Genomic DNA, 22,011 nt, shown 5'->3' on the forward strand with positions numbered 1-22,011 from the left:
CGGGCCACGCGTTCGGCCCGGGGCGGCTCCTGCGCCGCGGCGCAGGACGACCAGCGGCCGAGGTAGCCGGGCCGCCCGATGTCGATGAGGTGGCGCAGCTTGCGGCGGCCGTCGCTGGCCAGAGTGAGGGTGGTGCACAGGACCTCGCGCAGCTCACGACGATAGGCCGCGGTGCCCAGGGCAGGATCGTCGCCGAGCAGGCGCTCCAGCGCGTGGCGCTGCCAGTCCACCGCCGCCTGCGACAGCACCCGCCGGTCGACCCACACCCCGGCCTCGTACAGCTCCTCCAGGGCGAGGAAGGAGCTGACGGTCCACAATCGGCGCGCCCAGGGGGTGGCGGCGCTGGTGAAGTCGAGCAGCCGGGTGGTGACGTGCCGGGAGTAGGAGGACCGGGGGTCACGACCGGCGGGAATCGCATGCATGCTGACGCAACCTCGGGGGGTGTGCAGGACATCGGGGGAAATAAAGAGGGCGCGGCCCAGAAAGACCGCGCCCTCGGGGGCGACTGCCCCGGATTAGCCTGTGTTCGCTTGCGCGATGCTCAGAAGATACCCCGTGTCGCGCCCGCCGCACCGGGATTTCGCGAGAACCTTGACGCGTGTCGTGGCGCCTCTGTCGGTGCGGCTGTCAATTCGACCGTGTCTGCCCGTTATGACGCATCGGGCCCTCAGACCTGGGGTTCCACTACGACCTTGAGCCCGCGCCGGGTGACGGCGGCGGCGAAGGCGTCCGCCGCAGCCGCGAGCGGGAAGCGGTCGGTGACCAGCGACGAGACGTCCACCGCGCCGCCGGCGACGAGGCGGATCGCCCGGGGATAGGTGAGGTTCATCCGCCGGACGAGCGCGAGCGTGAGGCCCTTGCGCCGGGCCAGCGAGGCGGGGAACGAGGTGCGGTCGTCGTCGGGAATGCCGGCCAGCACGACCCGGCCGCCGGGACGCACGGCGGTCATGGCGATACGTACCGCGTCGTCGACGCCCGCCACCTCGAAGGCCACCCGTACGCCGAGGCCGTCCAGCCCGTCGATCCCGGCCCACGCGGCCGGTCCCGCGTCCTCGGGGGACAGGGCGTGGTCGGCGCCGAACCGCAGGGCGGCGGCGCGGCGGTGCGGGAGGGGGTCGACGGCGACGACCGCCGAGGCGCCGGCGAGCCGGGCGAGGCGGACGACCAGCAGCCCGATCGGCCCGCACCCGACGACGGCCACGGGCGACCCGAGGCTCACATGTCCCAGGTCCACGGTGTGGAGCGCCACACCGAGCGGTTCGAGCATGGCCCCGTCGCTGTCGGAGAGCGCGTCGGGCAGCGGGTGCAGCAACTCGTCGGGCCAGGTGAGAAACTCGCGCAGGCCGCCGTCGAGCGTGCCGTGCCCGGCGAAGCGGACGTCCGGGCACAGGTTGCCGTATCCCGTCGCGCAGACCGCGCAGCGGCCGCAGGGGATGGCGGGGTCCACCGCGACCCGGGTGCCGTGCCGGGGACCGCCCTCGACGACTCCGGCGATCTCGTGTCCCACGACGAGCGGCTCGTCCAGCACCGCGTCGCCGATGCCGCCCTCCGAGTACCAGTGCAGGTCGGAGCCGCACAGGCCGACGGCGGTGACGCGCACCAGGCTCTCGCCGGGCCCGGGGACGGGCGGCGGCTCGTCGGCCAGCCGGATGTCGCCCGCCTTCTGCAGCCGCGCCGCCCTCACGCCCCCGTCCCCCGCGTCATCGCCGCCTCCTCGATGAGTCCTTCATCTTGATCGTATCCCGGCGTACGACGAGGGCCGGGCCCTCGCTGCTGCCGGCCCGGCCCTCGGAACGTTCCCACGGCCCCCGCTATGACCGGGCCTGCCCGGTCATCTGCCGTGCCTGGTCGCGGGTCTGCTCGGTGACCTGCCGTGCCTGGTCGCGGGCCTCCTCGCCGGTGGTCCTGGTCGCCTCGGCGGCCGTCTCGCGCACCTGCTGGACCGCCTCCCTGGCATCCTCGCCCACCCGCTGGGCGGTCTCCTGGACGGCCTGCTTGACCGGCTCTACCATCTCCTCGGCCCGGTCCTTGACCTGCAGGGCCGCATGCTCCTCCGCGGAGGTCTTCGGCAGCAGGCTCGCGGCCAGCAGCCCCGCGCCGAAGGCGATCAGCCCCGCGGCGAGCGGGTTGCCCTGCGTGCTCCGCATCGCCTGGCGCGGCGTCTCGCGCACGGTATGGGCGGCCTGCTGCGCGCCGTGCCTGACCATCTCGCCGGCCTCCGCCGCGGTCCCGCGCACCGTCTCGCCCGCCTGCGCCGCCGCGTCGCGGACCGTCTCGCCGGCGTGCGCCGCGGCGTCGCGCATCGTCCCCGCGGTCTCACCGGCCTGGTCGCGTACCGTGTGGGTGGCGTGTGCCGGCACTCCCATCACCTTCTCCTTCACCGAGTGCGCCATCCCGCGCATCCTGTCCGTACGGCGCCGCACGATGCGCGCCGGGCTCGTCCGGTCGGCGAGCCGGTCCACGTCGGCGGCGAGTTCCGCCCGCGTGACCTCGATCTCGGCCCTTATCTCCTCTGGGCTCGCGCCCATTGCACGTCCTCCTTCAGCGTCTCGATGGTCTGCTCGGGCGTGGGGTTCACCTCGCGCATGCGCTCCCTGCCGCGCGCGAACAGGACCCCGCCGATCACCGCCCACACGACCGCGACGATGAGCGCGGCCCAGGCCAGGTCCATGACGTTGCCGAGCCCGAACATCACGGCCAGCGTGACGAGAAGCGCCACCATGTATCCGGCGAAACCGGCCCCGCCGAGCATCCCGGCCGCCTTGCCGGCCTTCGTGGCCTCCTGCCGGATCTCGGCCTTCGCGAGCTCCACCTCCTGGCGGAACAGCTTGGACAGGTCCTCGCCGATCTCCCCGACCAGCTTGCCCAGCGAGGGCTCGGCGGGCGGGCTGGGGTAGCTCATCGCGGCTCACCTCCGGCGCCCGGCGCGCCGGGGAAGCCGTCCGAGTCGCCGCGTCCGTCGTCGGCACGGCTGTCCCGGATCTCGTCGGACGGGTAGCGCGCGCCGGTGGTGTAGCCGGTCCCGGTGCCGTTCCGCGTCACGTCGCCGGTCCGGTGCCCGCCGCCGGCCCGGTATCCGTCGCCGGTCCCGTTGCCGTTACCGGTGCCGTACGACGGTGAGGGGGTCACGCCGGTCCCCGGGCCGCCGGTGCCCGTGCTCCCGCTCACCGGCTCTCCGGCCACGGTGTGCCGGGTGCCCGTGCCGTACGTCGTGACCGGGCGCGTGCCGTACGGGGCGGACGAGGGCGACCCGGAACCGTACGCGGCGCCGCTCCCGTCGCCGGAGGCGGAGCCGTACCCAGAGCCGTACGCGGTGCCGGAGTCCGACCACCTGGCGTCACCGTCCGCGGTGCCGACCGCCGGGCCGACCGCCGGGCCGTTCACCGGGCCGTTCGCGTGCGGATCCTCGGCCGAGGCGACGGCCTTGACGGCCCGCCCCACGAGGAATCCCGCGACCACGGCGCCGGCGAGGAACAGCCCGGGGCGGCGCCGCGCGAAGTCCTGCACGTCGCGTACCGCGCCCTGGAGACCCTCGGTCTCCAGGTAGTCGGCGGCGCGGTGGCCCCGCTCGGCGACCTGCTGGACCACGCTCCGCATGGGGGAGTCGGGCTGGGCGTTGTCGCCGATGGCCTCCAGTTCGCCGGTCCACTGCCGGATCGTGCCGGCGGCGCGCCTGCTCTGGTGCCGGGCCTGCTCGTCGGTGTGCCTGCGCAGCTGGTGGAGGACGTGCCGCGTCTGCTCCCTGGCCTCGTGGGCCACCGTCCGCGCCTGGTCCTTCGCGGTCAGCGCCACCTCGCCGGCGGCCGACCTGGCCTCGTGGGCCGTCTCCTGCGCCGTCTGCCGGACCTGCTGCCCGGTGCCTGCTTGAGTGGTGCCTGCTTGAGTGGTGCCTGCTTGAGTGGTGCCTGCTTGAGTGGTGCCCGCCTGCGTGGTGCCCTGCGGTCCGGCCTGCTCGCGGCCGGCGTCCTGCGGCAGCTCGCTTCCCCCGGCGTATGTTCGCGGCTCGGTATGGAAGTCGCTCACTGAAGCCTCCTTGGGTCGAAATCGTCCCTGGAGCGGCGAGCTACCCCCGAAGTTCGAACGGACGCACAAATTGCCCGAAAAAGTCAAGAACGCGTATTGACACGGTAAACGGCGGCCGGGGCGGGACCGCCGACGGAGGCCGGGACGTGCCCGGCGTGCGGCTGGGGAGTGACGACCTCTCTTGGCGGCGAGGGAACAGGAAATGGGAGAGCGCTTTCCCAGAGCCTGGACTCCGACGGCCGCCCTGTCAAGGCGGGGCTCGCGTCGTCGCCGAAACTCCCAGTTCATGCCGACAGGACTGGCGTAGCGCTGGCCGGGCGTCCCCGGGCCGGGGGGTGAGGGGAAGGGCCGCCTCTTGACACGTCCGGCCTTCCGCGACACTCTCCTGCTTGGAGAGCGCTCTCCAAGCCGTGGCGGCGAGGAGAGCCCGTGCTCGCGAGGCGCGTGCCACAACGTGGGGCGGCTTTCGCGCAGGCGGGGGCCCGTCCGCGCCCCGCTGTCGCAGGACATGGACTGTTCACCCCCCAGGCCCCCGCCCCCGCGGGCGGGCGGTCGCACCCCGCAAGAGTGAGGACAACACCCGTGCGCAGACGCAAGCCATATCTCCTCGCCGTCGCCGGAGCCCTCGTGCTCGCCGCGACGGCCTGCGGCGCCGACGACTCGCCGTCCACGGCCGGATCGGCCGGCGGGAGCGCGGCCCAGACGATCACCTACTGGGCGTCCAACCAGGGCACGAGCCTGGAGAACGACAAAGAGGTGCTGAGGCCCGAGCTCGACAGGTTCACCAAGGAGACCGGGATCACGGTGAACCTGGAGGTCGTCCCCTGGGCCGACCTGCTCAACCGGATCCTCGCCGCGACCACGTCGGGCAAGGGCCCTGACGTCGTCAACATCGGCAACACCTGGTCGGCCTCGCTGCAGGCGACCGGGGCGTTCGTGCCATGGGACGACGCGCTGCTCAAGACGCTCGGCGGCAAGGAGCGCTTCCTCGGCCCCAGCCTCGCCGCGACCGGCGCCCCCGGCCAGCCGCCCACCGCCGTGCCGATCTACGGCATGACGTACGGCCTCTTCTACAACAAGAAGATGTTCGAGGAGGCCGGCATCGACAAGCCGCCGGCCACGTGGGACGAGCTGATCGCGGACGGCAAGAAGCTGACCAAGGACGGCAGGTGGGGGCTCGCCGTGGAGGGCGCGAGCGTCAGCGAGAACGCCCACCACGCCTTCATCTTCGGCCGGCAGCACGGCGCCGAGCTGTTCGACGCCTCCGGCAAGCCGCACTTCGACTCCGACCAGGAGACCAGGGCCATCAAGCAGTACCTCGACCTGATGGCCGTCCACAAGATCGTCAACCCGAGCAACGCGGAGTACGCCAACGGCACCGAGGCGGTGCAGGACTTCGTCTCCGGCAAGGCCGGCATGCTCATGTGGCAGTCGATCGCCACGCAGCTCAAGCAGGCCGGCTGGTCCGAGGACGACTACGGCCTGGCCCCGATCCCGCTGCCCGACCCGTCGCAGGGCGGAGAGCAGGTCAACGCCATGGTCGCCGGCATCAACCTCGCCGTGTTCAAGACGGCCGCCAACACGGACGGGGCACTGAAGTTCGCCCAGTTCATGACGTCCAGGCAGACCCAGCAGAACCTCAACAAGGCGTACGGCTCGCTGCCGACCGTCACGGACGCCTACGACGACCCGGCGTTCGAGAGCGAGACCGTCAAGACCTTCCAGCAGATCCTCTCCACCACGGCCGCGCCGCTGCCGCAGGTGGCGCAGGAGAGCCAGTTCGAGACGCTCGTGGGCAACGCCATGAACCAGTTGTTCGCGGACGTCGCGAGCGGCAAGCCGGTCACCCAGGAGGCCGTCAAGGCCAAGCTGACCGAGGCCAACCAGCAGATGGGCGGCTGAGCGGCCCAGGCACCCTCCGGCGCCGGGCGGCGGCCCCGCCCGGCGCCCGCGTGCCTCCCGCCCACCGCACGGAAGTCCCCGGAAAATTCGTCGCCCCCCGGGCGCTTCCTGCTTGTTTCCTCGCCCACTCCGGGCGCCGTCTCCCTGACACCGAGAGGAAGTCCATGGTCGTGTCCACCACGTCCCGGCCCGGCGCGGGACGGAGACCCGCGTCTCCAGGTGGCCCTCCGCCTCCGGGCGGCCTGCGGCGCGGGATCGCCGACCGCGTCCCGGCGCGGCTGCGCCGTCTCGCCCTGCCGTACCTGCTGATCCTTCCGGCCGTGCTGCTCGAACTGCTCGTCCACCTGGTGCCGATGGTGATCGGCATCGGCATGAGCTTCCTCAAGCTCACCCAGTTCTTCCTGCGCAACTGGTCGGCCGCGCCGTCGGCGGGGCTCGGCAACTACCGCGTCGCCGTCGACTTCGACGGCGCGGTCGGCCGCTCGCTGCTGCACTCGTTCCTCGTCACCGTCGCGTTCACCGTGCTCACCGTCGGGCTGTCGTGGCTGCTCGGCATCTGCGGCGCGGTGCTCATGCAGGGCTCGTTCCGGGGCCGGGCCGTGCTGCGCGCGCTGTTCCTCGTGCCGTACGCCCTTCCGGTCTACGCCGGGGTGATCACCTGGAGCTTCCTGCTCCAGCGCGACTCGGGACTGGTCAACCACGTGCTGGTGGACCAGCTGCACCTGTTCGGCGAGCGGCCGTTCTGGCTGATCGGCTCCAACAGCTTCGTGTCCCTCATCGTGGTCTGCGTGTGGCGGTCGTGGCCGTTCGCCTTCCTCGTGCTGATGGCTGGGCTGCAGAACATCTCCGACGACCTGTACGAGGCGGCGGCCATCGACGGCGCGGGCTGGGGCCGGCGGCTGCGCGCGGTCACGCTGCCCATGCTGCGCCCCGTCAACCAGGTGCTCGTCCTGGTGCTGTTCCTGTGGACGTTCAACGACTTCAACACGCCGTACGTGCTGTTCGGCAAGTCGGCCCCGCACGAGGCGGACCTGATCTCGATCCACATCTACCAGAGCTCGTTCGTCACCTGGAACTTCGGCTCGGGCTCGGCCATGTCGGTGCTGCTCCTGCTGTTCCTGCTGCTGGTGACGGCCGTGTATCTGGTCGCGACGTCCCGGAGGAGGAGCGATGCGTGAGCCCCGCTGGCTGCCGTGGGCGCGGTGGGCCGGCCTCGGCCTGCTCGGCCTGTTCACCCTGACCCCGCTGTACGTGATGCTGACCTCGGCGATGAAGCCGTTGCGGGACGTGCAGGGGGACTTCCAGTGGATCCCCACGACGATCACCCTGCGCCCGTTCGCCGACATGTGGCGGACGGTCCCGCTGGCCCGCTACTTCGCCAACAGCCTGATCGTGGCGTCGGTGGCCGCGCTGGTGTCGGTGCTCATCGCGATCTTCGCGGCGTACGCGATCAGCCGCTTCCGCTTCCCCGGACGCCGGATCTTCTCGGTCACGGTGCTGTCCACGCAGATGTTCCCCGGCATCCTCTTCCTGCTCCCGCTGTTCATGATCTACGTGAACCTCGGGACCGCTCTCGGGGTCGAGCTGTACGCCAGCCGCACCGGGCTGATCATCACGTACCTGACCTTCTCGCTGCCGTTCTCGATCTGGATGCTGGCCGGCTACTTCGACTCGATCCCGACGGCCCTGGACGAGGCCGCCCAGGTCGATGGCAGCGGCCCGGTCGGGGCCCTGCTGCGTGTCGTGCTCCCCGCCGCCACCCCCGGTATCGTGGCCGTCGCGATCTACGCGTTCATGACCGCGTGGGGGGAGGTGCTGTTCGCCTCGGTCATGACCGACGAGACGAGCCGCACCCTCGCCGTCGGCCTGCAGGGGTACGCCACCGAGAACGACGTCTACTGGAACCAGATCATGGCGGCCTCCCTGGTCGTCAGCGTCCCCGTGGTGGCGGGGTTCCTGCTGCTGCAGCGCTATCTCGTGCAGGGCCTCACCGCGGGCGCCGTGAAGTGAACGCTCACCATCACCACCATCGAACCAAGGAGAACCAGCGAATGGAGCCGCAGCGCGGCCACGCCCCCGATATAACCGCTTTCGACGACTTCGTCTGGGGCGTCGCCACCTCGGCCTACCAGATCGAGGGCGCGGCTCTCGAGGACGGCAGGCTGCCCTCGATCTGGGACACCTTCTGCGGGGTGCCCGGCGCGATCGACGGCGGCGACACCGGAGACGTGGCCTGCGACCACTACCACCGGTGGCGCGAGGACGTCGGCCTGCTCGGACAACTCGGCGTGGACGCCTACCGCTTCTCGGTGGCCTGGCCGCGCGTGGTGCCCGACGGCGCCGGCCCGGTGAACCCGCGCGGGCTGGCCTTCTACGACCGCCTCGTGGACGCCCTGCTCGACGCCGGCATCCGGCCGTTCGTGACCCTCTACCACTGGGACCTGCCGCAGGCGTTGCAGGACCGCGGCGGGTGGCCCGAGCGCGACACCGTGCAGCGCTTCGCCGAGTACGCCGCGGTCGTGGCCGAACGGCTCGGCGACCGCGTCGCCGACTGGACGACGATCAACGAGCCGCTGTGCTGCTCCTGGCACGGGCACCTTGAGGGCTCCATGGCCCCCGGGGTGCGGAACCTGGAGGCGGCCGTCCGCACCTCCTATCACCTCCACCTCGGGCACGGCCTCGCCGTGCAGGCCGTACGGGCCGCCGCGCGGCTGACGCCGTCGATCGGGATCGTCAACAACCTCAGCCCGATCGACCCCGCGACCGACAGCGAGGAGGACCACGCCGCCGCGCGGCGTCTCGACGGGCACGTCAACCGGTGGTGGCTCGACCCGGTGACCGGCCGCGGCTACCCCGAGGACATGCTCGCGGTGTACGGCGTCGACCTGCCGATCCGGCCGGGCGACCTGGAGACGATCGCGACGCCGCTCGACTACCTGGGCGTGAACTACTACTTCCGTCAGGTCGTGGCGGCCGACCCCGGAGGGCCCGTGCCGTACGCGCGGCAGCTTGAGGTGCCGGGGGCGACGACCACGGCCATGGGCTGGGAGGTCGACGCCGGCGGCCTGGAGCGCCTGCTGGTGCGCCTCACGCGGGAGTACGCCGCACCCCGCCTGTACGTCACCGAGAGCGGGTCGGCCTGGCCCGACACCGTCGGCCCGGACGGCACGGTCGACGACCCGGAGCGCCTGGCCTACCTGGAGGACCACATCGCGGCCTGCGGCCGGGCGATCGAGCAGGGGGCGCCGGTCGCGGGCTATTTCGCGTGGTCGCTGCTGGACAACTTCGAGTGGGCCTACGGCTACGACAAGCGGTTCGGCCTGGTGCACGTCGATTACGAGACCCAGGCGCGGACGGTGAAGGCGAGCGGCCGCCGCTACGCCGAGATCATCGCGGCCGGCAAGCGGCTGCGGGTGGCCTGAAAGACGCGGCGCCGGTGGTCCGTCAGGCCGACTCGCGGACCACCAGCGCCGGCTGCACGATGACCGAGGTGACCCGGAAGCCCGGGTCCGCGACGTGCGCGAGCAGCAGGCGGGCCATCTCGGCGGCCATGTCCTCCATCGGCTGGCGCACGGTCGTCAGCGGCGGGCGGCAGACGGCCGCCGCGCTGTCGTCGAAGCCGACCACCGCGACGTCCTCGGGCACCCGGCGCCCGAGGTCGCGCAGCGCGAGCAGCGCGCCCTGCGCCATCAGGTCGTTGGCGACGAAGACGCCGTCGATGTCCGGGTGCTCCTTCATGAGCCGGTGCATGCCGGCCTCCCCGCTCGCGGGCATGAAGTCGCCCTCCACGGCCGGCACGTACGGGTGGCCGTGACCGGCCATGGCCTCCTGGAATCCCGACAGCCGGTCCTGCGCCGCGGGGACGTCGAAGGGGCCGCTGATCGTGGCGACCCGGCGGCAGCCGCGCGCCACCAGGTGGTCGGCCGCCAGCGCCGCGCCGGCCCGGTGGGCGAGGTCCACGTAGCTGATCGGGATCGGCCGGGCGGGCCGCGCCCACAGCACGGCGGGCAGCCCGGCGTCCACCAGCAGCTTCGGCAGCGGGTCCTCGCCGTGCGTCGAGACGACCAGCGCGCCGTCGGCGCTGCCCTGCCGGAGGAAGGAAACGACGTCGTGGCGGGTCTGCGCCGAGTCCGCCAGCATCAGCACCGGGTGGATGCCCCGCGGCCGCAGATATCCCACCACGCCGCTGGCCACCCGGCCGAAGAACGGGTCGGCGAACACGCGGGACTCGAACGGCTCTCCGCCCTTCGCGTCGCCCGCGCCGGAGACGACCAGTGCCACCGCTCCCGTACGGCGGGTGACGAGGGACCGGGCGGCCCGGTTCGGCACGTACCCGGTCGTCGCGATGGCCCGGTGCACGGCCTCCTGGATTTCGGGCGCCACATTGCGGATACCGTTGATCACGCGCGAGACGGTCGCCCGGGACACCCCCGCCACGCGGGCCACGTCCTCAAGTGTGGGAGTTCCCGAGAGCGGCGGAAGGTCGCTGGTCATGCAGCCATTTATAGCACGGAGGGGGAGAGCGCTCTCCGGTGTCGCCCGGCCGTCCCGCAGCCGACCGACACGTGAGGAGGAGCGACGGGAATGCCCGGCCTACTGGCACTTCGACCCGTCACGGAAGCCGACCTGGACGCCTTCGACGTGGCCTTCCAGAGCGAGAGCGGTGCGACGCCGTACCAGTGGTTCGGCTTCACCCCGACGGCGGGGCTGCGGGAGGCCCTGCGCGCCCGCGGACTGCTGGCGGGAGCCGACAACATGCTCGCCGTGACGGTGGACGGCGAGCTCGCCGGGCGGGTCGAGTGGACGCGTCCAGGCGACCACCGATCCGGAGAACAGGGCCGAGATCAGGTGCCTGGAGAAGATCGGATTCCGCCTGGAGGGCGTCGTACGGCGTGCTCAGTGGCGCGGCGGGCGCTGGCACGACCAGCTCCTCTACTCCATCCTCCGGGACGAGTTGCCGCTAGCGGGCCGTCCCTAGTGGTCCCTCCTTGACCAGGGTGGCGAAACGGGAGGCCACCTCGCCCCAGGAGGCCCGCGAGAGCGGGTCGTCGGCCACGGCGGTGGCATACAGTTCGTCGAGGTCGAGACCTCGCCGCCGGGTGTGGTCGACGTCCCACTGCTGGATGCGTTCGGGCCGCACCTCGGGGTGGAACTGCACGCCCCAGGCCCGGTCGCCCAGCCGGAAGGCCTGGTAGGCGCAGCGTTCGGTCTCCGCCAGCCACACCGCGCCCGGCGGCAGGGCCGTGATGGCGTCGATGTGGTTCTCGATCGCCGGGACGACGGCGGGCAGCCCGCCGAAGACCGGATCGTCCGCCGCCTCGGCCCGGATGGTGATGGACGTGCTGCCGTGCTCGGGCGCCCCGGCGTCGCCCTGGACCTTCCCGCCGCCGACCGAGGCCAGCATCTGCCCGCCGAGGCAGATGCCGAAGAACGGCACCGACTCGGCGAGGGCCTGCTCGACGAGGGCGCGGGTGGCCGGCAGCCAGGGTGCCCTGTCGTCGTCGTCCGGGAGGTAACCGCCGCCGAGCACGAGCAGGCCGTCGTGCTCCAGCCGCGGCGGGAGGGCGGACCCGTCGAAGGCGGTGACCACGTCGACGGCGACCCCGGCGGCGTCCAGCCATTCCCCGAACCGCCCGGGACCCCCGTTCGTTCCGTTCTGTACGGCGAGCACACGCGGCGTTTCCGGCATGAGGCCCGACTCTAGCGCCCCCGTCCGCGCGCACGATTCCGCTTCTCCCATGGCGCGACGGCAGGCGGGATCACGGCGTTCCCGTCATTCACGTGATCTTGACGCGGTGGCGGAGGCACAATGGGGCATGCCCACGACTCGTCTCACCGGCGCGATCCGCCTTCCCGACGGCGCCTGGGTCCGCGGACGGGGCCTGCGGCGTCCCGCCCCCGCGGGCGAGCCGCCCGAGTACGGCCTCTACCTCGGCGGCCCGCGGCTCAGGCGCAGGCACGACCAGGGCCTCACCTGGACGCACGAGTGGATCGACTGGCCCGATTTCCTGCTGCCCCGCGACCGGGAGCAGGCGATCGACCGCATCCGCGCGCTGCACGAGCACGCCCGGGCGGGCAAGGCGGTGGAGGTCGCCTGCGGCGGGGGAGTGGGACGCACCGGCACCGTCATCTCGTGCCTGGCCGTCCTGTCGGGCCTGCCCGCCGACCGGGCCGTCGCGTGGGCGCGGGCCGAATATCACCCGCGGGCCGTCGAGACGCCCTGGCAGCGCCGCTGGGTACTGCGGTTCCCCGCCTCCTGACGGACACGGCGCCCATCCGGCGTTCACCCGCACCGGGGGCGGCGGAGCCGGGCACGGACCGTTTCGGGCCGACCGGTAGGCCGGTTTTTGCTGTCCGAAACCCATATGGTTGGGTTCCCTTGTGCTTGTCGACGTGCTCGGGTTGGCCGGGATCGGCCTGATCGCCGGGATCGTCAGCACGGTCGTGAGTCTGGCTTCGATCGTGTCGTACCCCGCGCTGCTGGCCTTCGGCCTGCCGCCGCTCACCGCGAACGTCACCAACACGGTCGCGCTGCTGTTCACCGGTGTGGGTGCGGCGGCCGGCTCGCGGCCGGAACTGGCGGGCCAGGGGCGTCTCCTCGCCCGGCTCGGCCTCGCCACCGCGCTGGGCGGGGCGACGGGCGCGGCGCTGCTGCTGGTCACGCCGTCGCGGACGTTCGAGACGGCCGCCCCATGGCTGATCGCGGGCGCCTCGCTGCTGCTGCTGTTGCTGCGCCCGCCCCGTCAGGGACGGGTACACCTCGGCGGGGAGAAGGGCCTGGCCCTGCGCGTGGGCGCCTTCTGCGTCGCCGTCTACACCGGCTACTTCGGCGCGGCCGGCGGCATCATGATGTTCGCCGTGCTCGCCGCGGCGCTCGACCGCCCGGCGGCCGGGGTCAACGCGGTCAAGAATGTCGTGGGAGCGTTCGCCAACGCCGTCGCGGCCGTCTGGTTCGCATTGTTCGGGCCGGTCGACTGGGCGGCGGTCGGCCCCCTGGCGGCGGGGTTCCTCGTGGGCGGCTGGCTCGGCCCGGCGGTCGCCCGCCGCCTGCCCGGCGACACGCTGCGCCTCGCCGCGGCCCTCTGCGGACTCGCGGTCGCGGTCAAGCTCGGCGTCGACGCGTACGGCGGCTGAGCGGGCGGCGGTCTTGGCCGGACAGGCAGGCGCCTTCTCCGGACGTCCGCGCTGCCACGTCACCCCGTCACCACGTCGCCACGTCACCCCGTCGCCACGTCGCTCCGCCGCCTCGCCCCGGCGGCGGTGCGTGCTCACCGAGTGGTTGTGCCGGGGGACGCGTCCGCCGCGGCGACGGCCTCGGCGTGCCGGGCGCGCAGGCGATCCCGGATCTCCTCCGGCGTGTACGCGCGCCTGCGGCGCTCGGCCCGGGCGATCACCACACCTGTCGCCGCGACACCCGTGAAGGCCGCCAGACCGAGTATCTTCCACCACCGCATGTGCCTAGGCTACTGCCGTGGCTCATACGCGGATAAGCCTCGACAAGGCACTCGAACTGGCCCGTACCGGTGACGTCTGGGTGTTCCGGGGACGCAGCGTCCCGGACCGCGCCATCCAGGTCACCACCAACAGTCCGGTCAACCACGTGGGCATGGCCGTGGTCATCGAGGACCTGCCGCCGCTCATGTGGCACGCCGAACTCGGCCGGTCGCTGCCCGACATGTGGTCGGGCACCCACCAGCGCGGCGTCCAGCTGCACGACATGCGCGACGCGGTCTGCGTCTGGGCCGCGAGGTACGGCCAGCGTGCCTGGCTGCGCCAGCTGGAGCCGGGCGTGAGCAGGGAGATGGAGGACGCCGTCCTGCGGACGATCGCGCGGCTGGACGGCACGCCGTTCCCGTCCACGGCCCGCCTGGCGGGACGCTGGCTCCGCGGGCGGCTCCCCGCACTCCGGCCCGCGGCGTGGCGCGGGCTCCGGAACGCGGAGCGGCGGACCGCCCGCGACAGGGCTCTGGAGACCGCCTACTGCGCGGAGGTCGTCGCGGTGACCTACGAGGCGATGGGCCTGCTGCCCGAGGGCCGCCGCCCGAACTGGTACGACCCCGGCAGGTTCTGGAGCGGCGACAACCTCGTCCTCGGCGAGGGGCACCGGCTGGGCGGCGAGATCGCGGTCGACGTCCCCGGTGGCGAGGCGCCCTGACCGCGCGTCCGGCGTCTTGATAACGCCCCGGCGAATATTTTCCCGGGGCCGTCAACCTCCGGTGCCGGAGGCGCGTCAGGTGTAGGCACCGTTCGTCCAGACCCGGAGGGCAGAGCCCCATGCCTACTCCTGAGATGAGACGCGAGGATCTCGCCGGAACCACCGACCGAGAGCGGCGGGCGCGTCTCGCGCTCGACGCGATACGCCGCCAGGGTCCAGAGGCGGTGCAGGAGGAGACGTTGCGCCTGAAGTCCGAGCTGTTCCGGCAGTACGGATGGGAGGGATACCAGCGGGTCATCGCCAAGATGGAGAGCGACCTGGCGCGGCTGCACGAGTCGCGCTGACCGCTCAGGCGGACGACGGGCAGGTCAGGTGCCGGCCGAGCCACTCGGTGACGCGCCGCACGAACGTGACCCGGTTGACCCGCCGCCGGATCTCGTGCCCCTCGTCCTCGAACAGCAGCAGCTCGCAGGGCACCCCGCGGGCCCGGGCCGCGCCGACGACCTGTTCGGCCTCGTACACCGGGACGTTGGTGTCCCGCGCGCCGTGCACCACCAGCAGGGGAGCGGCCAGGCGGTCGAAGGCGTGCAGGGGCGACAGCGCGTGCAGCAGGTCGCGGTCGGCCTCCGGATGCCCGTACTCGCTCACCGCGGCCGCGGCGATCCACGGCTCGGTGCGCTCGTAGAAGGTGGCGAAGTCGGCCATCCCGCACACGTCCACCCCGGCCCGGAAGAGCCCCGGATAGGTGACGAGCGCGGCCAGCGTGAGATAGCCGCCGTACGACCAGCCCATGCAGGCCAGCCGGACGGGGTCGGCGAGGCCGGCCCGCACCAGGAAGGCGGCGCAGTCGGCCACGTCGTCGATGGCGCGGAACCGCAGCGCGTGGTTGTCGGCCTCACGGAAGGCCCGGCCGAATCCGGCCGAGCCGCGCACGTTCGGCGCGAAGACGCCGATCCCGGCGGCCACCAGGCACTGGTACAGCGGGGTGAACGCGGGCCGCTCCTGGTCCTCCGGCCCGCCGTGCAGGAAGAGGGCGTACGGCGCCGGGCCCCGCGCGCCGGGCGGGCGGTAGAGCCACCCGCCGATCTCCAGCCCGTCGCGGGCCGGCAGCCGCACGAGTTCGGCGTCCACGGCCGCGGCGACGCGTCCCGCCCCGGCGAGCGTCCGATACCGGCCCGTGTCCAGGTCGCACGACACCACCTGTGCGGGCTGGGCGGGCCCTTCCACGGCGAGCACGGCCGCCCTGTCGTCGAGCGACACGCTGATCGAGGTCACCAGCTCACCCGGAGGAGGGGGCAGCGGGCGCCGTACCGGGTTCTCGGCGGCAGCACCGCCGGTGACGAGGGCGGTGTCGGCGACGCCGCCGGCGTGCCCCCAGCCGTGACCGCCGTCGCCCGGCTCCAGCACCTCCAGCTCCGAGCGGCCCGCGACGTTCCACACCAGCACGAGACGGCGGCCGTCCGCGCTCAGCGCGAAGCGGTCCAGTTCGGCGTCCGGGCGCTCGGCCAGCACCATCGGGCCGCCGCCCCGGCTCACCGCCACCAGCGCGGCGCGGTCCCGGCCCGCGTCGGACAGCAGGTAGGCGGTCTCGCCGTCGGGGGACAGGACGCCGTGGCCGGTCGAGCCGGGCAGGTCCGCCAGCAGCGGCTGCTCCGTGCCGCCCAGGGTCAGGTCCCTGAGATACATGCGCCGCATCCCTCTCGGGCCGCGGCGCAGCAGCACCCGCGCGTGGTCGCGGCTCACCGACTCCGGATGCACGAGCGGCCCGGCCGCGACGGTCTCCCGGCTCCCGGTGCCCGCGTCGACCAGCAGGGCCTCGGCCGGCCCGGCCGCCGAGACCTCGGCCACCAGAAGCAGATCGCCCCGGCCGGTCCACCGGACGAAGCAGGCGGACCCGCCCTCGGGCGCGGCCAGCGGCCGCAGGTCGCCGCCGTCCGGGCGGACCGTCCAGACCTGGGTGTGCTCGCCGCCGCCGGGCACCACGAGCACGGCCAGCCGCTCGCCGGTCGGCGACCAGCTCACCTCGGCGACCGGCTCGGGCCCGGTGTCGACGGCCCGCGCCCCCGCGCCGGGCCGCGTCGGCTGGACCCAGACCCGCGGCGTGCCGTCCCGGTCGCTGACGTACGCGACGGCGCCGCGGTCCGGGGCCAGGGCCGGCGTCCGGCAGTCCCAGGCCTCCAGGAACGCGGTCTCCAGGAACGCGGTCTCCAGGAACGCGGCCCCCAGGAACGCGGCGCCGTGGGACGCGGCCCCCAGGAACGCGGCGCCGTGGGACGCGGCGTCGGCGAGCTCGGTGCCGGGGACGTGCTCCGCCATCAGATCCCTTGCGACTGCAGCCACATCTCCAGCAGCCCGAGCTGCCACAGCGTGTTGACCCCCGTCCTGGCGCGGTCGGCCCCCGGGTCGTCCAGCAGCCTCGCGACGTACGCCGGGTCGAACAGGCCGCGGGAGCGGGCGGCGGGCGCGGTGAGCGCGTCGCGCACCAGGTCGAGGAACGGCCCGTCGATGTGCCGGATGGCGGGCACCGGGAAGTAGCCCTTCGGCCGGTCGACGATCTCGCGCGGCAGCAGCGCCCGCGAGGCCTCCTTCAGGATGCCCTTGCCGCCCCCGGCGAGCTTCAGCTCGGGTGGGCACGCCGCCGCCAGTTCGACCAGCTCGTGGTCGAGGAACGGGGTGCGGGCCTCCAGGCCGTGGGCCATCGTCATGTTGTCCACCCGCTTGACCGGGTCGTCGGCGAGCATCAGCCGGGTCTCCAGGCGCAGGACGGCGTCGAGCGCGGTCTCGGCACCCGGCCGGTCGAGGTGGCGGCGGACGACGCGGGCGCTCTCGTCCTCCCCGGCGAGGTAGGCGGGCGCGACGATGCCGGCGAGGTCCTCGTGCGGCCGGTCGAAGAACTCCCTGGCGTACGCCGCGAAGGCGTCCTCGCGTGGCACGGCGGCCACGGGAGGGAACCAGCGGTACCCGGCGAACACCTCGTCGGCGCCCTGCCCGGACTGCACCACCTTGACGTGCCTGGCCACCTCCCTGGACAGCAGGTGGAAGGCGACGCAGTCGTGGCTGACCATCGGCTCGCTCATCGCCCGCACCGCCTCCGGCAGGCCCGACAGCAGCCGGGAGTCCTCGATGAGGATGCGGTGGTGGGTGGTGCCGAAGCGCTCGGCGACCAGGTCGGAGTAGCGGAACTCGTCGCCCGCGTCGCCGCCGGCCGCGTGGAATCCGATGCTGAACGTCGACAGGTCCCGCTGGCCCTCCTCGGCCAGCAGCGCCGCGATGACGCTGGAGTCCAGGCCGCCCGACAGCAGCACGCCCACGGGCACGTCCGCGACCATCCGCCGGCGGACGGCGGCGCGCAGCCGGTCGAGTACGGCCTCGCGCCAGTCGTGCGCGTCCATCCCCTCGTACCGCGGCAGCCGGGTGAAGGGCGGGTCCCAATAGACCGTGTCGCGGTACGTCCCGTCGGCCTCGACCGTGCGCACGGTCGCCGGCGGCAGCCTGCGCACGCCGGTGAGGATCGTGCGCTCGCCGGGCACCAGCGAGTGGAAGGTCATGTAGTGGTGCAGCGCGACCGGGTCGATGTCGGTGCTCACCTCGCCCCCGGCGAGCAGCGCGGGCAGGGTGGAGGCGAAGCGCAGCCGCCGCCTGTCCCCGGACACGTACATCGGCTTGATCCCGAGGCGGTCGCGGGCGAGCGTCAGCCGGCCCGTCGCCGGTTCGAAGACGGCGAAGGCGAACATCCCCGCGAAGCGGCGCACGCAGTCGGGCCCCCAGTGGTGGAACGCCTTGACCAGGACCTCGGTGTCGGAGCCGGAGAAGAAGTGGTATCCCTCGGCCCGCAGTTCCTCGCGCAGCTCGCGGTAGTTGTAGAGGCAGCCGTTGAAGACCGCGGCCAGGCCGAGGGAGGGGTCGGCCATCGGCTGGGCCGCCTTGTCCGACAGATCGATGATCTTCAGGCGCCGGTGGCCGAGGGCGACCGGGCCCCGCGACCACAGGCCCGACCCGTCCGGGCCGCGATCGTGCATCGCGTCGGTCATCCTGCCCACCGCGCCGATGTCGGCGCGCCGCCCGTCGAACCGGATCTCGCCGGTCAGTCCGCACATGTCGTCCTACCTCCCGGCCCCCGCGAGCCGACGGTCCCCGGACCTCGTCTCGGCGAGGAGAAGGTCCACGACGTCGGTCAGGCGGCCGCCGCGCCGGAAGGCCTCACGCTGCCGCGCGGCCGAGCCGCCGTCGGCCACCGCCCGATCCGCGAGGGACGAGACGAGCGCCCAGTCGCCGGACTCCTCGAGCTGTGGCCGCAGCCCCTCCAGCATCCGGCCGATCACCTCACGGGCCGGCCTCGGCACGCCCTCGACCGGGTCGACCAGCTCGCCGTCCAGTCCCGAACGCGCGGCCCGCCAGGAGGCGGCCCGCACCAGTTCCGTACGCACGGACTCCTCGGCCGCGGAGGGCGAACGGCCGGTGGCGAGGGCGTCCAGCTCCCGCGCGACCAGCGCGCGGAACAGCCCGGCGATCAGCACGATGTCGTCCACCCGGGGGCAGGCGTCGCACACCCGCAGCTCGACCGTGGGCACGTGCGCCGACGGCCGGACGTCGAAGTAGAGCATGCCGGGATCGCTGATCACCCCCGACCGCACCAGCTCGACCACCATCGCGTCGTACTCTTCGGCCGACTCGAACCGCGCCGCCGGCCCGGCGGTGGGCCACCGCTGCCACACCATCGACCGGAAGCTCGCGTATCCGGTGTCGGCGCCCATCCAGTACGGCGAGCTGCAGCTCAGGGCCAGCAGCGGCGGCAGCCAGGGAGCCAGCCGGTGCGTCACGGCCACCGCCAGGTCGCGGTCGCGCACCTCCGCGTGCACCTGCGTGCCGCAGATGAGCTGCTCGCGGGCGAGCGCCTGGTAGTCGGCCAGCATCTGCTCGTAGCGCGGATCAGGGGAGATCTTCATCGTCTCGGGGTCGACCAGCGGGACCGTCCCCGCCGCGACGATGCCCAGGCCGAGGCCGTCCGCCGCCGCGACCACGTCGGCCCGCAGTCCGGCCAGCTCCCGCGACAGGTCCTCCAGGCGGGTGCACGGGCGCGTGTTGGCCTCCACGACCGAGCGTTGCAGCTCCTGGGTGAACCGGTCGGGGGGCAACTGCTGGAGGAGCAGGCCGGCGCGCGGGACGGGCTGCCGTGTTGCCAGGTCCACGACGTGGAACTCCTCTTCGACGCCGACCGCCATGTCCCGCGCGAAATCCGTCATATGGTCGCCCCCCAGGCTGATGAGTGCTTTCGTGTCCTCTGCCCCGAAAGTCGGCTTACGCACGTCTCTGGTTTGCCATGGTGATGAAAGTTACAGGTCCTCACCAGAGGATCGCCCAGCTCACCGGCTCGCCGGCGGGGCCGCCTCGGCCGGGGCCCTTGACGGGAAGGGGTTACGCGGCCACGATCGCCGCGTTCCGAGCCGACCGTGAGCGCAGGGAGCCCGATGAACGGCCGCGCATCTTCCTTCCGACGCCGCGTGTGGGCGGCCGCCGTCGCCGCGGTCCTGCTGACCGCCTGGCCCGCCGCCACGCCGGCCGGGGCGGTCGACGACCCGCCCGCGCCGGTGACCGGCAACGCGACCTACTTCGACGCCCTCGGCTCGCCGTACGGCGGCTGCGGCATCCCGCAGTCGGAGCTGGACTCGCAGGACTTCGTCGCGCTGAACGTGTACGACACGCCCGGGGACTACGCCTTCTATCCGCGGCCCCTGACCGGGGCGAACGCGTCCAAGGCCGGGCTGTGGAACAACGGCCTGAACTGTGGCAGGTACGTCAAGGTGACGATCTCCGACTACTGCACGGGCGTCAACGACGGCGGGGCCGGCCAGGCGTTCTGCCGCAACGGCTCGTGGGTCTCCGACGCCTACAGCGGCGCCACGCTGACCATGATCGTCGCCGACAGCTGCGGCGATCCCAACGGCTGGTGCCGCGACGACCGCTACCACCTCGACCTGTCCAAGCCGTCGCTCAACAGGTTCGTCAAGAACGGGGCGCCCGTCGGGGACATGTACCCCAACCACTGGAACAACCGCCACGTGACCTGGTCGTTCGTCCCGGCGCCCGGCTACAGCGGCGACATCCGCATCGGGTTCATGAAGGGCGCGCAGGCGTGGTGGCCCGCCATCGCGGTCTCCCACCTGCCCAACGGCATCCACGGGGTGGAGTACTACGCCGACGGCGCCTGGAAGCAGGCCCAGATGAACTCCGACATGGGCCAGTCGTACATCATCGGCGGGGTCACGCAGGGCGCCACCCGGTTCCAGATCCGGGTGCGCGACGTGTCCGACGCGCTGGTGAACGGCGGCCGGGTCTACAGCTTCGCCCTGCCCGCGTCCTGCGGATCGCAGTGCGGCGCCGACTACACGGAGGTGAGCTACACCACGACGACGCCCAGTGGGTCGCCCTCGCCCTCGCCCTCGGTGTCCGTCTCGCCCTCCGCCTCACCGTCCGTCTCGCCGTCGGCCTCGCCGTCTGCGTCCCCGTCCGTTTCCCCGTCCGCCTCGCCCAGCCCGTCTCCCTCGGCGAAGCCCGGGAACTGCCAGGTGACCTACCAGGTGGCCAGCTCGTGGCAGGGCGGGTTCACGGCGGACGTCACGGTCAAGAACACCGGCGCAGCGGCCTGGACGGACTGGGCGGTCACCTGGGACATGCCGTCCGGGGTGAGCCTCGTCAATGCCTGGAGCGCGACCGTGACGACCGGCGGCGCCCGCTGGACGGCGAAGGCGCCCTCGTGGGCGAGGAGCCTCGCGCCCGGCGCGTCGGCGAGCTTCGGCTTCCAGGCGTCCGGCCCCTCCACGCCCGGGGCGAGCGGCATCACCTGCTCCTGACCTCCGGCCGGCTCGCCGCCCCCGGACAGCGGTGAGCGGGCCGGCCTCGCTCCGGATTCCCAGCCCTTGTCCCGGGCACCGTACCCGTGGGAGGAGAAAGGTCCCGCGGCGCGGGGACCAGCGGCCCTGCCCCTGACGGGGCGCAGGGGGTCGGATGGGGGCAGGAGCAGAAGGAGGAGCCATGACCCAACCCGTCATCGTGGGCACCGACGGATCGCGCGCCGCGACCGCCGCGGTGGAGTGGGCCGCGGGCGACGCGGCGCGCAAGGGCCTGCCGCTGCGGATCGTCCACGCGGTGGACCGCCTGCCGTACGAGATCGCGCGCTATCCGATCCCGGTGGAGGACCAGCTCGACCGCGCGGGCCGGCGGATCCTGGAGGAGGCCGAGCAGACCGTGCGGGAGACCCATCCGGTCGTCCGCGTCACCACCGCCCTGATCGAGGGCGACCCGTCCCGGGTGCTGCGTCAGGAGGCCGGGAACGCGGCGCAGATCGTGGTCGGCAGCAGGGGACACGGCGGGTTCGCCGGCATGCTGCTCGGATCGGTCAGCATGCACGTCGCCGGCCAGGTCGACGTCCCCGTCGTCGTGGTGCGTCCCGGGGTGTCGGCACCCAACGGGCTGGTCGTCGTCGGCGTCGACGGCTCCGACGAGGCCGGCACCGCGCTGACCTACGCCTTCGAGGAGGCGCGGCTGCGCGACTGCCGTCTGCTCGCTCTGTACGCCTGGCAGCTTCCGGTGCACGCCTTCGCGCCCGAGATCACCTACGACGTCGACGAGGTGCGCAAGGCCCAGGAGGAGTACGTGGCGGACGTGCTGCGGGCCCACCGGGACCGGTACCCCGACGTCCGCGCCGAGATGCGGGCCGTGTGCGCCCACCCCGTCGCCGCGCTGGTGGAGGCGGGAGACAAGGCCGACCTGCTCGTCGTGGGGTCGCGGGGACGCGGAGCCGTCGGCGCGGCGGTGCTCGGCTCGGTGAGCCGGGCGGTCCTGCACCACGCGCACTGCGCCGTCGCGGTGGTGCGGCCTCCCCGGGGCTGAGCCCGGCGCGGCCAAGGTCTCATCCGCGAGTTGAGAGTCGG

At 73.1% G+C, this 22,011-nt stretch carries 22 protein-coding genes; 12 read left to right on the forward strand and 10 right to left on the reverse strand.

Annotated elements, in window-relative coordinates:
• Positions 1-171 precede the first annotated feature (171 nt).
• Positions 172-384, forward strand: a complete 213-nt coding sequence (locus HHX41_RS21035) for a hypothetical protein (protein WP_182907356.1) — start codon at positions 172-174, stop codon at positions 382-384.
• Positions 385-667: 283 nt separating this feature from the next.
• Here HHX41_RS21035 and HHX41_RS21040 read toward each other — a convergent pair whose 3' ends face one another.
• The 4 genes from HHX41_RS21040 to HHX41_RS21055 form a co-directional block, all read right to left on the reverse strand.
• Positions 668-1,684 (reverse strand): alcohol dehydrogenase catalytic domain-containing protein, encoded by a 1,017-nt coding sequence (locus HHX41_RS21040; protein ID WP_182907357.1) that lies wholly within the window; start codon positions 1,682-1,684, stop codon positions 668-670.
• Positions 1,685-1,811: 127 nt separating this feature from the next.
• On the reverse strand, positions 1,812-2,528 hold the full coding sequence (locus HHX41_RS21045; protein ID WP_182907358.1) for a DUF3618 domain-containing protein: 717 nt from the start codon (positions 2,526-2,528) through the stop codon (positions 1,812-1,814).
• Entirely contained in the window at positions 2,504-2,902 is a 399-nt protein-coding gene (locus tag HHX41_RS21050) for a phage holin family protein (protein ID WP_169988861.1), read from the reverse strand. Before HHX41_RS21050 ends, HHX41_RS21045 begins: the two co-directional genes overlap by 25 nt.
• A complete protein-coding gene (locus HHX41_RS21055) occupies positions 2,899-3,792 on the reverse strand; it encodes a hypothetical protein (protein ID WP_182907359.1) in 894 nt (297 codons plus the stop codon). Before HHX41_RS21055 ends, HHX41_RS21050 begins: the two co-directional genes overlap by 4 nt.
• A gap of 24 nt (positions 3,793-3,816) precedes the next feature.
• Between HHX41_RS21055 and HHX41_RS42355 the strand changes: the two genes are divergently transcribed.
• The 5 genes from HHX41_RS42355 (at position 3,817) to HHX41_RS21080 (ending at position 9,347) form a co-directional block, all read left to right on the forward strand.
• Positions 3,817-4,026, forward strand: a complete 210-nt coding sequence (locus tag HHX41_RS42355; RefSeq protein ID WP_182907360.1) for a pentapeptide repeat-containing protein — start codon at positions 3,817-3,819, stop codon at positions 4,024-4,026.
• Between the two features lie 579 nt (positions 4,027-4,605).
• Positions 4,606-5,925, forward strand: a complete 1,320-nt coding sequence (locus HHX41_RS21065; protein WP_182907361.1) for an extracellular solute-binding protein — start codon at positions 4,606-4,608, stop codon at positions 5,923-5,925.
• A 164-nt stretch (positions 5,926-6,089) separates the two neighbouring features.
• Positions 6,090-7,103: a carbohydrate ABC transporter permease gene (locus HHX41_RS21070; protein WP_182907362.1), complete on the forward strand. Its 1,014-nt coding sequence runs from the start codon at positions 6,090-6,092 to the stop codon at positions 7,101-7,103.
• Entirely contained in the window at positions 7,096-7,935 is an 840-nt protein-coding gene (locus HHX41_RS21075) for a carbohydrate ABC transporter permease (protein ID WP_169988866.1), read from the forward strand. The genes HHX41_RS21070 and HHX41_RS21075 overlap by 8 nt, the downstream gene beginning before the upstream one ends.
• 41 nt (positions 7,936-7,976) lie before the next feature.
• Positions 7,977-9,347, forward strand: coding sequence for a GH1 family beta-glucosidase (locus HHX41_RS21080; protein ID WP_182907363.1), 1,371 nt, complete (start codon positions 7,977-7,979; stop codon positions 9,345-9,347).
• A gap of 22 nt (positions 9,348-9,369) precedes the next feature.
• On the opposite strand, the gene HHX41_RS21085 is transcribed toward HHX41_RS21080, so the two are convergent.
• Both HHX41_RS21085 and HHX41_RS21090 read right to left on the reverse strand, forming a co-directional pair.
• Positions 9,370-10,419, reverse strand: a complete 1,050-nt coding sequence (locus HHX41_RS21085; protein WP_169988868.1) for a LacI family DNA-binding transcriptional regulator — start codon at positions 10,417-10,419, stop codon at positions 9,370-9,372.
• 466 nt (positions 10,420-10,885) lie between these two features.
• Entirely contained in the window at positions 10,886-11,614 is a 729-nt protein-coding gene (locus HHX41_RS21090; protein WP_182907364.1) for a type 1 glutamine amidotransferase, read from the reverse strand.
• A 127-nt stretch (positions 11,615-11,741) separates the two neighbouring features.
• Between HHX41_RS21090 and HHX41_RS21095 the strand changes: the two genes are divergently transcribed.
• Positions 11,742-12,185 carry a protein-tyrosine phosphatase family protein gene (locus tag HHX41_RS21095; protein WP_169988870.1) on the forward strand — a complete coding sequence of 148 codons (444 nt, stop codon included), beginning with the start codon at positions 11,742-11,744 and terminating at the stop codon, positions 12,183-12,185.
• A 133-nt stretch (positions 12,186-12,318) separates the two neighbouring features.
• Positions 12,319-13,059, forward strand: a complete 741-nt coding sequence (locus HHX41_RS21100; protein ID WP_182907365.1) for a sulfite exporter TauE/SafE family protein — start codon at positions 12,319-12,321, stop codon at positions 13,057-13,059.
• A gap of 134 nt (positions 13,060-13,193) precedes the next feature.
• Here the strand turns inward: HHX41_RS21100 and HHX41_RS21105 are convergent, their stop codons facing one another.
• Positions 13,194-13,379, reverse strand: coding sequence for a hypothetical protein (locus tag HHX41_RS21105; protein WP_182907366.1), 186 nt, complete (start codon positions 13,377-13,379; stop codon positions 13,194-13,196).
• Between the two features lie 17 nt (positions 13,380-13,396).
• Between HHX41_RS21105 and HHX41_RS21110 the strand changes: the two genes are divergently transcribed.
• Positions 13,397-14,080, forward strand: a complete 684-nt coding sequence (locus HHX41_RS21110) for a hypothetical protein (RefSeq protein WP_169988873.1) — start codon at positions 13,397-13,399, stop codon at positions 14,078-14,080.
• Between the two features lie 134 nt (positions 14,081-14,214).
• Entirely contained in the window at positions 14,215-14,424 is a 210-nt protein-coding gene (locus HHX41_RS21115; protein WP_169988874.1) for a hypothetical protein, read from the forward strand.
• Between the two features lie 4 nt (positions 14,425-14,428).
• Here HHX41_RS21115 and HHX41_RS21120 read toward each other — a convergent pair whose 3' ends face one another.
• From HHX41_RS21120 to HHX41_RS21130, 3 genes are read right to left on the reverse strand one after another with little or no spacing between them, the layout of a single operon-like run.
• A complete protein-coding gene (locus HHX41_RS21120) occupies positions 14,429-16,396 on the reverse strand; it encodes a prolyl oligopeptidase family serine peptidase (RefSeq protein WP_182907367.1) in 1,968 nt (655 codons plus the stop codon).
• Complete coding sequence (locus HHX41_RS21125; protein ID WP_182907368.1) at positions 16,396-18,177, reverse strand: N-acetylglutaminylglutamine amidotransferase; 1,782 nt, start codon at positions 18,175-18,177, stop codon at positions 16,396-16,398. Before HHX41_RS21125 ends, HHX41_RS21120 begins: the two co-directional genes overlap by 1 nt.
• Before the next feature lie 6 nt (positions 18,178-18,183).
• Positions 18,184-19,323, reverse strand: a complete 1,140-nt coding sequence (locus HHX41_RS21130) for a glutamate--cysteine ligase (RefSeq protein ID WP_182907369.1) — start codon at positions 19,321-19,323, stop codon at positions 18,184-18,186.
• Between the two features lie 225 nt (positions 19,324-19,548).
• Between HHX41_RS21130 and HHX41_RS21135 the strand changes: the two genes are divergently transcribed.
• Positions 19,549-20,931, forward strand: coding sequence for a cellulose binding domain-containing protein (locus HHX41_RS21135; protein ID WP_182907370.1), 1,383 nt, complete (start codon positions 19,549-19,551; stop codon positions 20,929-20,931).
• Positions 20,932-21,112: 181 nt separating this feature from the next.
• Complete coding sequence (locus HHX41_RS21140) at positions 21,113-21,970, forward strand: universal stress protein (protein ID WP_182907371.1); 858 nt, start codon at positions 21,113-21,115, stop codon at positions 21,968-21,970.
• Positions 21,971-22,011 lie beyond the last annotated feature (41 nt).

Origin of the sequence: Microbispora sp. H13382 (genome assembly GCF_014161445.1) — a bacterium.
Taxonomy (GTDB): domain Bacteria; phylum Actinomycetota; class Actinomycetes; order Streptosporangiales; family Streptosporangiaceae; genus Microbispora.